Annotated in this window: 11 protein-coding genes; 4 read left to right on the top strand and 7 right to left on the bottom strand. The window is 53.0% G+C overall.

Going from position 1 to position 13,152, the window contains the following annotated elements:
* Nucleotides 1-152: 152 nt before the first annotated feature.
* Nucleotides 153-536, bottom strand: coding sequence for a RidA family protein (locus ACHUE7_RS02680; RefSeq protein WP_394168607.1), 384 nt, complete (start codon nt 534-536; stop codon nt 153-155).
* Nucleotides 537-696: 160 nt separating this feature from the next.
* Between ACHUE7_RS02680 and speA the strand changes: the two genes are divergently transcribed.
* A complete protein-coding gene (gene speA, locus ACHUE7_RS02675; RefSeq protein ID WP_394168606.1) occupies nt 697-2,607 on the top strand; it encodes a biosynthetic arginine decarboxylase in 1,911 nt (636 codons plus the stop codon).
* A 378-nt stretch (nt 2,608-2,985) separates the two neighbouring features.
* Nucleotides 2,986-3,276, top strand: a complete 291-nt coding sequence (locus tag ACHUE7_RS02670) for a hypothetical protein (RefSeq protein ID WP_394168605.1) — start codon at nt 2,986-2,988, stop codon at nt 3,274-3,276.
* 110 nt (nt 3,277-3,386) lie between these two features.
* On the opposite strand, the gene ACHUE7_RS02665 is transcribed toward ACHUE7_RS02670, so the two are convergent.
* Genes ACHUE7_RS02665 through ACHUE7_RS02655 form a run of 3 tightly spaced genes read right to left on the bottom strand, consistent with a single transcriptional unit; the run spans nt 3,387 to nt 6,394 of the window.
* A complete protein-coding gene (locus ACHUE7_RS02665; protein WP_394168604.1) occupies nt 3,387-4,070 on the bottom strand; it encodes a hypothetical protein in 684 nt (227 codons plus the stop codon).
* On the bottom strand, nt 4,057-4,677 hold the full coding sequence (locus ACHUE7_RS02660) for a sigma-70 family RNA polymerase sigma factor (RefSeq protein WP_394168603.1): 621 nt from the start codon (nt 4,675-4,677) through the stop codon (nt 4,057-4,059). The genes ACHUE7_RS02665 and ACHUE7_RS02660 overlap by 14 nt, the downstream gene beginning before the upstream one ends.
* 19 nt (nt 4,678-4,696) lie before the next feature.
* A complete protein-coding gene (locus ACHUE7_RS02655; RefSeq protein ID WP_394168602.1) occupies nt 4,697-6,394 on the bottom strand; it encodes a vWA domain-containing protein in 1,698 nt (565 codons plus the stop codon).
* Between the two features lie 208 nt (nt 6,395-6,602).
* On the opposite strand from ACHUE7_RS02655, the gene ACHUE7_RS02650 reads away from it, so the two are divergent.
* Complete coding sequence (locus ACHUE7_RS02650) at nt 6,603-8,222, top strand: hypothetical protein (protein ID WP_394168601.1); 1,620 nt, start codon at nt 6,603-6,605, stop codon at nt 8,220-8,222.
* 262 nt (nt 8,223-8,484) lie between these two features.
* Here ACHUE7_RS02650 and ACHUE7_RS02645 read toward each other — a convergent pair whose 3' ends face one another.
* Nucleotides 8,485-9,474: a hypothetical protein gene (locus ACHUE7_RS02645; RefSeq protein ID WP_394168600.1), complete on the bottom strand. Its 990-nt coding sequence runs from the start codon at nt 9,472-9,474 to the stop codon at nt 8,485-8,487.
* Entirely contained in the window at nt 9,471-10,394 is a 924-nt protein-coding gene (locus tag ACHUE7_RS02640; RefSeq protein WP_394168599.1) for a hypothetical protein, read from the bottom strand. Before ACHUE7_RS02640 ends, ACHUE7_RS02645 begins: the two co-directional genes overlap by 4 nt.
* A 153-nt stretch (nt 10,395-10,547) precedes the next feature.
* Here ACHUE7_RS02640 and ACHUE7_RS02635 point away from each other — a divergent pair, with 153 nt between their 5' ends.
* Nucleotides 10,548-11,537 carry a transposase gene (locus ACHUE7_RS02635; protein ID WP_394168598.1) on the top strand — a complete coding sequence of 330 codons (990 nt, stop codon included), beginning with the start codon at nt 10,548-10,550 and terminating at the stop codon, nt 11,535-11,537.
* A 575-nt stretch (nt 11,538-12,112) separates the two neighbouring features.
* On the opposite strand, the gene ACHUE7_RS02630 is transcribed toward ACHUE7_RS02635, so the two are convergent.
* Nucleotides 12,113-13,144 carry a hypothetical protein gene (locus ACHUE7_RS02630; RefSeq protein ID WP_394168597.1) on the bottom strand — a complete coding sequence of 344 codons (1,032 nt, stop codon included), beginning with the start codon at nt 13,142-13,144 and terminating at the stop codon, nt 12,113-12,115.
* Between the last annotated feature and the right edge of the window lie 8 nt (nt 13,145-13,152).

The following is a 13,152-nucleotide window of genomic DNA, read 5'->3' as shown; positions in this document are numbered from 1 at the left end:
AGCCACCGGATATGCCTCGCCGGGGTCGGCGTGAACCCATCCATGGGGCCTAGACCACAACATCCATGTTGTGGACTACCCCGGAGAGGCATACCCGGCATCTGTCACTCAATTGGCTGCTTACTCGCATCATTTGATAATGAGTGACTGTCTCAGGAAAGCCCCATCACCCCATCCATCTCAACCTGGGCATCTTTCGGCAACTGGGCCACACCAATGGCCGCACGCGCCGGGTATGGAGCCACGAAATACTCTTTCATGATCTCGTTTACCGTGTTGAAATGGCCAAGGTCGGTCAGGAAGATGTTCAGCTTCACTATGTGCTGCAGGCTGCCACCGGCCGCTTCGCAGACCGCGGTCAGGTTCTTGAACACCTGGTGCACCTGGGCTGCGATGTCGCCTTCGACCAGCGCCATGGTTTCCGGGTCGAGCGGGATCTGGCCCGACAGATAGACGGTGTCACCGACTTTAACGGCCTGTGAATAGGGGCCAATGGCGGCCGGGGCCTGATCGGTGCTAATGATGCTCTTATTCATGCTCGGTCACTCCATTTCATCAATTTACGCAGCCCGCCATTATGATTGATTGCGCGCTGAGCACAACGTTCTACAATCGCCTCTTTTCGAACATCCCGGTGAATGCTGCTAGGCTGCCAATACCGATTGCCGTTATTTGATCATAAGGAAAACGCTTACTATGAGTTGGTCCGTTGCCGACGCTCTTGAACTGTATAACGTCAGCCGCTGGTCGGAAGACTACTTTGGCATTACCAGCGATGGTCGTGTCAGCGTCAACCACGCCGCCCAGCCGGTTCCGCTCACGCGTATTGTCGACGCCGCTCGCGCCCAGGGTTTGCAAATGCCGCTGCTGGTGCGTTTCCCGCATATTCTACACGACCGGGTTGGCACCATAGTGGATGCCTTTCACAAGGCCATCGCCAGTGAAGCCTATCAGGGCCAGTACCAGCCGTTGTATCCGATCAAGGTGAACCAGCAACGCCGGGTTGTTGAGGAAATCATCAACGGCCAGCAACAAGCCTGTAACGGTCGCATTGGACTGGAAGCCGGCAGCAAGCCGGAGTTACTGGCGGTGATGGCCGAGGCTCATAAAGGTGAGACCACCATTGTTTGCAACGGCTACAAAGACCGGGAGTTCATTCGACTGGCGCTGCTGGCTGAAAAACTCGGCCACCGGGTGTTTCTGGTGGTGGAGAAAGCCAGCGAAGTCGATTGGGTGATTCAGATCGCTCAGGAGCTGAACGTGCGGCCGCGCATTGGCGTGCGGGCCCGGCTGTCTTCCATTGGTAAGGGTAACTGGCAGAACACCGGTGGCGAGAAATCCAAATTCGGGCTGACCGCTGCCGAAGTGCTGCGCGTGGTCGATGCCTTGAAAGCCGCTAACATGACCGACGCTTTCCAGTTGCTACACTTTCATCTGGGCTCGCAGATCGCCAATATTCGCGATATTCAGGTCGGCTTGCGTGAGTGCGCTCGCTTCTATGTTGAACTGCGCCAGTTGGACGTTCCGATTCAGTGTGTTGATGTCGGCGGTGGGCTGGGTGTGGATTACGAAGGCACCCGTTCGCGCTCGACCTGTTCGATGAACTACAGCACCCAGGAATACGCCAACAACGTTGTGTTCGCCTTCCGGCAAGCGGCCGAGCAGGCGGAGCTACCGCACCCGAACATTTTCAGTGAATCCGGCCGGGCGGTTACCGCGCATCACGCTGTGTTGCTGACCGATGTGATCGAAGAAGAACGCGCCGACACGGCCAATGTGGGCAAGCCGGAGAGTGACGAACAACCGGCCCTGCTCGAACTCTGGTCCTGCCTGCAGGATCTGGATTCGCGCAAGCGGTCACTGGCCGAGCTGTATCACGATGCCAGCTACTTCCTCAGCGAATGCCACCAGGCTTACAACCTGGGGCAATTGTCGCTGCATGGCCGGGCCCAGGCCGAAGAGCTGGCGCGCAGCCTGAACCAGGGTATTCGCAGCCGTTTGAACCCGAGCAAGAGCAGCCACAGAGGCATGATTGACGACTTGAATGAAAAGCTGGCGACCAAGTTGTTCGTTAACTTCTCGGTGTTTCAGTCGGTGCCCGACATCTGGGGCATCGACCAGATCTTCCCGATTCTGCCGCTGACCGGGCTAGACCGGGAGCCAACCGAACGCGGCGTGATTCAGGACATCACCTGCGATTCCGATGGCCGCATCAACGCCTATGTCGATGGCGAAGGCGTCGAAACCACCCTGCCCTTGCCGGACTGGACACCCAATGAAAAACCCTGGCTGGGCTTGTTTATGGTCGGTGCTTATCAGGAAATTCTGGGTGACCTGCACAACTTGTTTGGCGACACCGACAGCCTCGACATCTTCTTTGAAGAGAATGGCGACCTGCGCCTGAGCAACGTGCGCCGCGGCGACAGTATTCAGGGCGTGCTGAAAACCGTCGACTTCGAATTCGACATGCTCAAGGCCGCCTTCGACAAACAACTGCAAGCCGCCAACCTGACCGACGCCGAACGGGCCGACATGATGCAGCAATACATCAACGGCCTGAACCAGATCACTTATCTGGAAGCGCGCCAGGCAACGGCGCCGCAGTAACCCCGGCATAATCTAAAGAGTACCGACCATGGCCGTGCAGTGTCCGTTTTGCAGCGCACCCTTCACGGCTGACTACCCGGCCAAAACCGAAGGCGTGCACACGGTCAAATGTGACCAGTGCCGGCGCGCCTTTATTATCTGGGTCAGAAAGGGGTGGTTGGGGTGGTCGCGGGTTGTCAAAGTGAGGTAACGGACAGCCTTTTAAACCGCCGTTTTTCCGGCGCTGTCAGCAAGCCAGTAATATTTTGTATTTAACTGATAAAAAGTGATTTTGGCGATTGATCTTGACCGGTCGGATAAGCATAATCCGCGCCGCGATCTGCCTACTAATTGACCAGACCGTATACCCTTACATTTGCTGTTTTACCGGAGAACACCATGACAGCTATCGGTCTCAACACCCTCGTTCAACTACCTGCCAAAGCACCGGTACCCGAATTCTATATGCCGTCGATGCCACCGCTGCACTTGTTTGCCGCGGCAGGTCGCCTTTACCGTGCCTGGCAATACCGTAACAAGCTGATCAGCCTGACACGATACGATGATGCCACGCTGGAAGACATTGGCTACACCCGTGCAGAACTGAAGATGGCCATTGCCATGCCGCTGAGCCAGGACCCGCGCCCGGTGTTGAAGCAGTGGCGTGCGCAGCGTCGGATTACCGGCTAAACCCGAACACAACGGTCTGCCTGGTCCTGACTTTAGCAGGCAGACCGTACCTGAAAGATCCCAGCTCTTTTTGCAAGAGCCTCTCCCCAAACGACTTTATTCAGCTCTGCTCATTTTGAGTCACAAGGCGATTCGGCACCCCTGGAAACAACACTGCCGATACCGCCACTCTCCGACCATTCGACTTCAAACCAGCCCTTGCTGGGCGCTGTCGGAATGGTGTACTCGAACAAACTGCCATCACATTGTTCAAACACAGAGTTTTCTCCTGCTATCGCTTTCAGAAAGCGCGGCTTTAGCGCTACAGTTTCTGACTGCAACGATTCAAACTGCAAAGCCCGGTCAGCCATCATCACGGGCGCATCAGACCCGGAGGGTTCACTCTCCGCCGGTTCCATACGCCGCGTCTCTGCCTTGGGAGCCGGTGCTGGTGCACTGCGAGCGGGTTCAGGGGGCGCTTCACCGGTGGTCAATTCAGACAAAAAAGACTGTGCCGACTCAGTCGCTTCCGTATCGGCCATTTCCGAAACCAGACTGACGTCTTCGCTGAGTGAGAGCACCGGATCTTGCAGCCAGTTCATACCCAGCACGAGAATAACCACAGCGGCGGCGACCGAAGATAAGGCACCTTTCCAGCCATAACCTCGCCCATGATGGTCTTTTTCAGCCTTGGCAGTCGCTAACACCGCCTCGTTCAAGCGCTCGGGGGCCGGGTGGCGCTGCTTGCGCTGCCGGTAAAGCGACGACAGGTCATCATCGTGCGGTGCTGAGCGGTCGTCGTCATGCGGGGCCATGATGCGCCTCCAACTGTTGCTGTAGGGTTTGACGGGCAAAACGCAGCCGGCTTTTAATGGTTTCCTGGCCGATGCCGGTAATGTCGCTGATGTCTTTCAGGCTAAAGCCCTCCTGTTGCAACACGAACGCCTCGCGCTGGGCAAAGGGCAACCCCAGCAACAACCGGTCAAAGTGCTGGTGAAGGTTATCTTTAGCGATGGTATTTTCCAGCGGTTGTGTGTGCAGTTCTGCAAGGCTCGCCGGGTCGGTTTCTGCGTTGTCCAAATCCGTCGTTTGCCAGCGCCGCTGCCGCCGTAATTCGTCGATCATCAAGTGCCGGCCCAGGGTGAACAGCCAGGTTTTGAACTTGGCCGACCCCGGCTCATACTGATGACGCCGCTCCATCACCCTGAGCCAGACGCTCTGGTACAAGTCTTCGGCAAAGGCGGCATCGGTTTGGGTTAACAGGAAATGGTAGAGGTCGTCCCCCGTGTTGCGCATCAGACGGGCGAGCAGGTCGGCACTGCCGGATTGACGATAGCGCCACATCAGTTGGCTGTCCGGGTCGGCCGGGGCTGCATCACCCCGGCCGGTGAACCAGCCCTGTACGTTGGATAACAGCGTCACGGCAACCTGCGTTCCTGTTTCAATGGGCTTCTAACGCCTCGGCGTTCTGCATCAGTTGAATCAACTCCTGGCGGTAACCAAAGGCATCGTCACCCACAGCCGCTTGCGCCAGTTGGCGGGCATCCGCGATTGACCAGTCGTCGACATAGTAACTGCCGCGCAACAACTCGCCAAATCCGGCAACGGCGGCGGCAAACTGCATGGCGTTATCCATGCTTTGAGTCTCGGTCGCCGCTCCGACCGGTTGGGTCATCAGAATACTGCGGTCCTGATCCGGCTGTTTGTAGCGCAGTTTCACAAAGGCCAGTTCCGAAGCCGTGGCTTCAACACCCGAGTGCTCCTGAAAACGCAGCGGATCAGTAAACCGGAAGTCACTGCGGGCGGGCACCACTTCGTATAGTGCTGTGACCGAATGCCCAGCCCCGACGTCACCGGCATCGACCCGGTCGTTATTGAAGTCTTCCCGGCGCAGCTGGCGGTTGTCGTAACCGATCAGCCGATATTCGGCGACCTGGGCCGGGTTAAACTCGACCTGTATTTTGACGTCTTTGGCGATGGTGTGCAGCGTGCCGGTCAGGTCTTCGGCGAATACCTTACGGGCTTCCCGGAACTGGTCAATGTAATAGGCGGTGCCGTTACCAAGGTTGGTCAGTTCTTCCATCAGCTGATCGTTATAATTGCCGGTACCAAAACCGAGCGCACTGAAGAACACGCCGCTGTCACGCTTGGCCTCAATCAGTGTTTTCAGGTCATCCAGGTTGGTCACACCCACATTAAAGTCACCATCGGTGCCCAGTATCACCCGGTTGATGCCACCTTCCCTGAACTGCGCTTCCGCAACCTGATAGGCCAACTGAATACCCGCACTGCCATGAGTACTGCCACCCGCCTGCAACTGGTTCAACGCATGACTGATACTGACGCGATCGTCCCCACCGGTAGGCTCCAGTACTACCCCGGAAGCACCGGCATACACCACAATGGCAACCTTGTCTTCGGGCCGTAGCCTATCTACCAGCAATCCAAAAGCACGTTGCAACAGCGGCAATTTATTGGGCTGGTTCATGGAACCGGAGACATCGAGCAAGAATACCAGATTCATCGGCGGCAGTGACTCTGCTTCAACCTCGTAACCCTGCACCCCAATGCGCAACAACTGGGTATGTTCGTTCCAGGGTGTGGGTGCCAGCTGAGTATGAATGGCAAAGGGGTGGTCACCCTCGCCAGGCCCTTCATACTGATAGTCGAAGTAATTAAGCAGTTCTTCAACCCGAATGCTGTCTTCGGGCGGCATCACGCCCTGGCTCAGAAACCGGCGCATGTTGCTGTAGCTGGCCGTATCCACATCAACACTGAAGGTAGACACCGGCGTCTCCAGCACACGGTGGATCGGGTTGACCGCTGCCGCCTCATAGCGCTCCCGATCGGCCTCAACTACCACCCCAGGCACTGGGCTTGGAGCGGGCAACACAAAGCTTGCGATGCTTTCAGAGCGCGCAATGGGCTGTGCCTGAATGTGGGTACTGGTGACATCCGCAAGCGTCGAATTGAGTTTAGTTGTCTCACGCAACGGTTCTGGCTGCGGTGCCGGGCGAATGTCAGCCGATGACGGTTCCGATTGAGTCTGCCCAGCTTCCAGAGTATTGGGCTCCTGAACGCTGGAGCAGGCAGTGAGTATGGCGGTGCTTAGCCAAAGGCCGTGAGTGCGATTGATCATGTGGATTCCCCTTGTATCGAACGACCGCCTAATGGTCGGTCTTGGGGGTTAAACGTCTGAGGTTGGGAAAAGGGGTAAAAATAATTTGAGTGCACTGCGCCCAGCGCGCGGAATACCGGTGAAATTACAAATTGATACTCAATTTCATTCAGGTTTTGGCTCAGCCCGGCCGATACCCACTGGGTATCGTTACGTCTGAGGGATTATTATGCGTATCATCAGCAGTGATGTGGTCAGCCAATCGGTTCAGCAAAAAACCACCGAGCGACTGCAACAGCGGCGTGAGCAGGTCAGCACGCTGGATCAGGACACACTCCAGCAACGGTTCAACCGTGGCTCGGACATTATGGATATCGGTCAGGGGCACCTGATCTTTGAACGCAAACGGCAAGCCGATCGAGAAGCCAGCGTCACACTGGAACTGACCACCACGCACTCAGAACGGCTCGCACTGCAAGCGGCCTCAGTCGTCACCGGGCCGGACGATACCGTCAGCAGCCATTTAAGCCAGTCAATCCTCGAAGCGGTCACGGCGTCTTCGCAACGGGCCGAGTTCACGATTACCCGCTCACTGCCGACGGGTAGCAATGGCAGCCCAACCGACGCAACCTTTATTGAGATCAGCACAGTCGAAAGTGTTGAAACCCATAATTCGGTACAAATGAATACTATGGGCACGGTAACGACCGCAGACGGGCGTGAGATTAGCTTTCTCATGCAACTCGACTTTGAACGCCTGACACAACGTGAACAGATCAATACCTTCGTTGGGAATGTTGACCTGATCGATCCGCTCGCCATCAACCTGAACGGTGAGAGCGTGCAGTTAAGTGATGAAGTGTTCGACTTCGATTTGAATGCCGACGGCGAACTGGACAGCGTATCCAGAACCGCCAGTGGCTCCGGCTACCTGGTATTCGACCGCAACGGCAACGGGAAGATTGATGACGGCAGTGAGCTGTTTGGCCCGTCGACGGGTTATGGCTACCAGGAATTGGCCGAACTCGATGACGACGGCAACGGCTGGATAGACGAAGGCGACGCCGCTTTTCAACAATTGGGCTTCATGCAGTTCGATGACCAGGGTCAGCCCGTCATCCAGTCGCTCTCTACCGTGGGCCTGGGTGCCATATCGCTCACCAGTGCCGAAACCCAATACGACTTGCTCGATAGCGAGGGCGATTTGCAGGCCCAGGTGAAACGAAGCGGGGCCGCCTTAATGGAAAACGGCGCCGTCGCCGTTGTGCAGGAACTGAACCTGCGCAACTTTGTCTCCGAATCCAGCCTTGGGTATATCGATGACGACGGGCAGGAAGACACCCGAATAAACCCGCTGGCGTTCTTTCAGGAATCCATAGATGTTCGGATTCAGGAGCGCAATGAGGAAACCCAGGTCCAGATTCAGGGGAACAACCTGTTGGCACAAGCGTCAACCGAGCCAGTGCTGCAACGACCCACCAGTGAAGAAGCCCCGGTAGTTACCATCGCCTTACAAGGCGAAATAACTCAACGCGCCGAGGCCTCCGTGAGCCGACAAGAGCAAACCTATGACAGTGAAACCCGACGGCTAGCCGTAGAACGCATGCAGGCCAACCTGGATTTCAGCACAACGATGAACGTCCGCCAGACCTACGTGTATACGCCCGAGGCGGCCGAACACAGATTTCTCAATAACCTGCCGACCGGCTGGCAGTTCGATAAAACGCCTCAAGACGGTGCGCTTGAACGATTAAAGAACTTGGTTGAGTCTCTGAAAGAAATGCAACAGCATCAGAAAGAGTCGCTGGAGAAGTTGGGGTTGTATGAGCGTGTCGGCCGTTTTAATTGAAAGGGAAGCGCGACCTTATTACGGCGCTCCCTGGCAACCCGCTTGGCCGATGTCGATTTAAACCCCATTCGCGACCAGATGGCCTACTCACCTGACACGTCTGACGTTACGACAGTCAAAGAACGTATATATACGGCTCAAACTGAATCTGAAATCTCTAAACCAAAGCAACCGAAGAACTTGTTTCAACTCGTAGGCTACCCCGCAAAGCGGCAGTGCCTAAACCGTGCTGACCAGACAAGGTAGATGCCCGGTCAAACTACTATTGTTCTTTAACAGGCATAACGTCAGGATCATTGAGCAATGGGTCGTGCATCTCGGGAATAAGCTGACCCTCCTTATCCTCACATTCTGAGACGTTCGGAAACCCATCGGGCCAGCGTAGGTTGTTGGCTGCTAGCCATTGCTGAATCGTGGTTTGCTCCGTTGCCTGTCTTTGATATTCATCGGCTTGTACGTAATGCTCAAAGGATGTTTGATCGAGATAAAACCCTTGATTGCTTGAGCCTACGGGATATGGACTGTAGCGTTTGCGCCAGACGATCAGTTCGTTAGTGGTTTCGGCATCTCCATCAAATTCACCGACAAACACTTTGGCGTAGATGCGCTCCGCTGGATATGGGCTGCGCATGTCTATTTCTGACACATACTCATAGCCGGCTTTGTTGGGGGATTCAGCTGGGAACGAATCCTGAAATGCGGCACGCATACCAAAGGTCACAGTTTCTTGCTCAGGTGAAAACACTAATATGTCTAAGGTTCGATCAACATCGCCGAGCAATAACACCAGTTCATTAGTGCCGTCATCCTCTATATCACCGTAACGAAGCGGTGCATCGGTTAAGCAACCAATCCCTTTTCGGTCTACCCAGGTATCGAGTGTTAATCCATAGTCGTACCAATCGCCGGAGTAATTAGACGTAAAGGCATCCAGTGACTCGTCATTCACTTCGGTTGGCCAGCGGGTGAGGGGCCAATTTCCGATAAACGCATCTGATGCCAGATCGGCTCCTGCCAAGCTCAAATCCTTTTTCAGTACGAAAAAGCTATTTCCAGATTCAATATAGGTAAGAACTCTTGAACCTTCAACACCAAATTCTGCTAGCCTCCTAGTTTGCATAGTGAATTCTACAAACTCTTTATCTGACATTTCTCGCGCATTTGTTATTCTTGTTTTTTCAAGTGCCTCAAATGCTGCATATGCAACAGGATGAATCTGCAAAACAATAAACAAATAAATAAAATTTTTCACTGGCAATTTACCTCGTAGCTCACGTCATCTACATTTGGAATACCAAGTATTACTCTTCTCGTTTGCATATAAGCATCATCGAATGTCACACCACCCATCCACTCTTCCTCCCCATACACATAACACCAAGCCACTTGTGCTTCATCTGCTTCAGCATCCGGGTCATCCTCTTCCGCTTCTGCACCCTGCCAAATATAGGTAACGTAAGGCAAATAACCGTCAACGGTGTTTAAGGTTTGCGTATGTTCTTTAATGCGCATGGCGTAGCCAAAGGCGGTGGATCGGTATTCTCCATCACTGATGCTTGCTCGGCTACCCAACAGTAGATTTGAAAAATAATGATGTGTATTCAACCCAGCAGTCCCACGATTATAAGCGACCATGGCTTTAACCAATAAGTTTAAGCCCGTATCTTCTTCGGCGGTAAACTCTCGTATATTACCGTCATCGGTATTGTCGTTGGCACAGCTTTCTTCGCCCCTTGGTACCGGCTCGTAGCAGTACGCCTCAGGCCGCTGGTTGTCTGGTATGGCGGTGGTGTAGCTGGGGATTTCAGAGAATGCCCGAAACAACCCATTGGATGAACCGCAGTCTTCGTCAGATGCGGCCATAGCAAAACCGAGCAAGCTGTTTTTGGGGTGGTACATATTAATATTTTCGGCACCATCGGGATGTCCATTATTCAGTAAATACCCTCGAATGCTGGCACAGTCGTTTTCATCGCCATACATGCGTTTCCAAACAATGTGATTGAAACCCATACTGCCCTCTTCGTCGGCCCCGCCTTCCGCAATGCGGAAATCCCTGGATGCCGCATCATTTGGGTAGCTTCGAGCCCCCCAATGGTCGCCACCGTTTTCTTGGTAGATCCATGCGCGAATAATACCTTCTCGGGTGATACTCGCGGCATCTTGTGGCAAATCATTCGTAACGATCTCATGGTCTGCGTCTGAATAGGTCGCTTCGATCTCATAACCCGGCCAAACTGGACACCCATCCTAACACTTGACCTACCGAAATCCATACAGTACTTTATACAGCATCATCAAAACGGGCCGTCAAGGTTAGACACTATGCCACGTTCAAGGAAAAGCCAGATCGCCCTGGAGGCGACACCCTACTACCACTGCACTTCCCGGTGTGTGCGCCGTGCCTTTCTGTGCGGCCGTGATGAATACACCGGTAACGACTACGAGCACCGCCGTGGATGGATTGAGCTGCGCATGATGGCGCTAGCCGAAGTTTATGCACTCGATATCTGTGCCTATGCCGTCATGTCCAACCATTACCACATTGTGCTTCACATCAACGCCGAGAAAGCCAAAGCCTGGTCGGACACCGAAGTTATTCAACGCTGGCACGCCCTGTATGCTGGCAATTTCCTGAGCCATGAGTATCTGGATGGCAAAGGCCTGTATGAAGAGCAACTCAGAGTCATTTCAGAGCTGGTTAAAAAATGGCGCGAACGCCTGATGTCGATCAGCTGGTTCATGCGAGCCTTGAACGAGGACATTGCACGACAGGCCAACGCAGAAGACGGGTGCACTGGAAGATTCTGGGAAGGTCGCTACAAGTCCCAAGCGTTACTCGATGAAACAGCGCTGGCAACCTGCCTGGCTTATGTCGATTTAAACCCCATTCGTGCCCAGATGGCAGACGCTCTCGAGACTTCCGACTTTACTTCGATAAAAGAACGCATCAATACCGCTCAAAGCGAACCCGACAATGTTGAACCAAAGCAACCGAAGCCATTGTTTCCATTCGCAGGATACCCCCGCCAGGACATGCCTTCAGGCTTACCCTTTCGGCTCCAGGACTACCTGGAACTGGTTGATTGGACGGGTAGACAAATTAGAGCAGACAAGCGCGGGAGTATCGACCAGAAGGCTCCCCCTATTCTCGAACGCCTCAATATCGATACCGACCACTGGGTCTACAATACCCAGCATTTCGAGAGTCAATTCAAAGGTTTAGTGGGAACGGTCCTTTCGATCAAAGCTCAGTGTCAGCGGTTTGGGTACCAGCGAACACCGGGGCTAGCGGCTGCGACACAACTAGCTTAATCCAACCCCTCTAAATCGATTGTCAGGGCTGCCTGAGATTTTCCCGTGGCTGAAAAACCATAGTTGATGGCAACACACTCCGACTTTCCATTCACGGACCGTCTTTCACCATATGCCGCCAAAAGACTTTTCACTTCAGAGATCAAAGTGTTTTCAAAGTTCACTAACTTGGGTGTCCTGTTTTCCCTCTCATTTTCAAAGTTCACTAACTTGGGTGTCCTGTTTTCCTTCTGTTTTCCTTTCCCCTATATATGTCCTGTGGAGTCTCATTTCCATCAAAGCCAAGTTTCAGCAGTTTGGTTATCGGCGAACCCCGGGTCTTGGGCTGGCAGAGCTGCTAACTTAGATTGATCCCCAGTTTATAAAAAATCCTCCTCACAGGGCAGCCTGAAGCTTTACTGTTGCTGAAAACCCTGATTTCTGAGCGACCCAGTAACTCCGGCCGTTACTTTCCTTTTTTACGCAGCCTGTTGTGTGACTTTATGTTCGCTTTCATCTCTTTACGCTGTTATGGCTGCCCTATTAGCCCTTTGTCCTATTAGCCCTTTCTATTAGCCGATACTGCTATAAACCTGTTATTGCAATACCTCCGGGTCATTCAGCATCGGATCGTGCATCTCCGGGATCAGCTCGCCTTCTTCTCCATCACACTCACTTGCAGAAGGAAAGCCATCACTCCAGGTCATGTCTTCTTCAGCTAACCAACTGCTGACCATGGCTGATGTAGAGTCTGTTAACTGATATATTCCATCTTGCTTGGTATAGTGAACTAGACGATCAGCAATCTTATGAAATCCTGGCAATTCAGAATTACGGTTGGCATCGTAAACTTTGCGCCATAGAAGTATATCGAACCCCTCTACGCCATCAAATTCTCCGATATAAATCTTTGTTAGGGAGTGCCAAGCTGGGAATATAGCATCGATAAGCACATCCGTCCCGCTGGAAGCCACAAACTGTGGAGCGTTTGAATTTGAAAGCTCTCCGAACCAACGCTGCTTTTCTTCCCCAGTTAATTCATCGCTTTGCCAGAAATGTGAACTAAAAATAACCTCACCTTCTTCTGGAGAGAAGACTATAAAGTCATATCCCATAAAAAGAACCAGTTCAGGCTGCCCATCACTTTCTATATCGCCGTACCGCAAAGGGGTTAATTGAAAACAGCCTACATTATTATTAGCAGCCTCAATAAAGGAATATGCAACCTCTCGATCTTCCACAATAACATCAGGATTTAAGCGACGACGAGATTCATCTCTTGCTCTATTTGGAAATTCATCATCAGCCGCAATATATTCTGCGTTGAGATACAAATGATAACCAAGCCCTTCTACAAACCAACTATCAACTACACTTCGGCTATTTTTATCAATTTTCGCCAAAGTTTGCTCATCAGACACTGAAAAAATATATGTTGTTGTTTCGAAAAAACCTTTAATAACATCTTCGTTAAAATTTGCATGGCCTTGCCTAGCGATCGCGTAGGGAATCGAACTATAGTACAGCTCCTCTTCATTACCAGCATGCAATCCAACACCCGCATCAAGGTCAATTGCATGAACAACGGGGCTCATAATCACGGTAAAAAAAACTAGCATCTTATTCATAAAATAAC

Source organism: Saccharospirillum alexandrii (assembly GCF_043641555.1).
Classification (GTDB): domain Bacteria; phylum Pseudomonadota; class Gammaproteobacteria; order Pseudomonadales; family Natronospirillaceae; genus Saccharospirillum; species Saccharospirillum alexandrii_A.
Note: the sequence above shows the minus strand (reverse complement) of the source record. Positions and strands in the feature narration are given on the sequence as shown.

Excerpts from the sequence above, each read along its gene's own strand:
- ACHUE7_RS02665 (WP_394168604.1), bottom strand. The coding sequence starts at position 4,070 with ATGGCCCCGCATGACGACGACCGCTCAGCACCGCACGATGATGACCTG.
- ACHUE7_RS02670 (WP_394168605.1), top strand. The coding sequence starts at position 2,986 with ATGACAGCTATCGGTCTCAACACCCTCGTTCAACTACCTGCCAAAGCA.
- ACHUE7_RS02680 (WP_394168607.1), bottom strand. The coding sequence starts at position 536 with ATGAATAAGAGCATCATTAGCACCGATCAGGCCCCGGCCGCCATTGGC.
- speA (WP_394168606.1), top strand. The coding sequence starts at position 697 with ATGAGTTGGTCCGTTGCCGACGCTCTTGAACTGTATAACGTCAGCCGC.
- ACHUE7_RS02630 (WP_394168597.1), bottom strand. The coding sequence starts at position 13,144 with ATGAATAAGATGCTAGTTTTTTTTACCGTGATTATGAGCCCCGTTGTT.
- ACHUE7_RS02635 (WP_394168598.1), top strand. The coding sequence starts at position 10,548 with ATGCCACGTTCAAGGAAAAGCCAGATCGCCCTGGAGGCGACACCCTAC.
- ACHUE7_RS02655 (WP_394168602.1), bottom strand. The coding sequence starts at position 6,394 with ATGATCAATCGCACTCACGGCCTTTGGCTAAGCACCGCCATACTCACT.
- ACHUE7_RS02650 (WP_394168601.1), top strand. The coding sequence starts at position 6,603 with ATGCGTATCATCAGCAGTGATGTGGTCAGCCAATCGGTTCAGCAAAAA.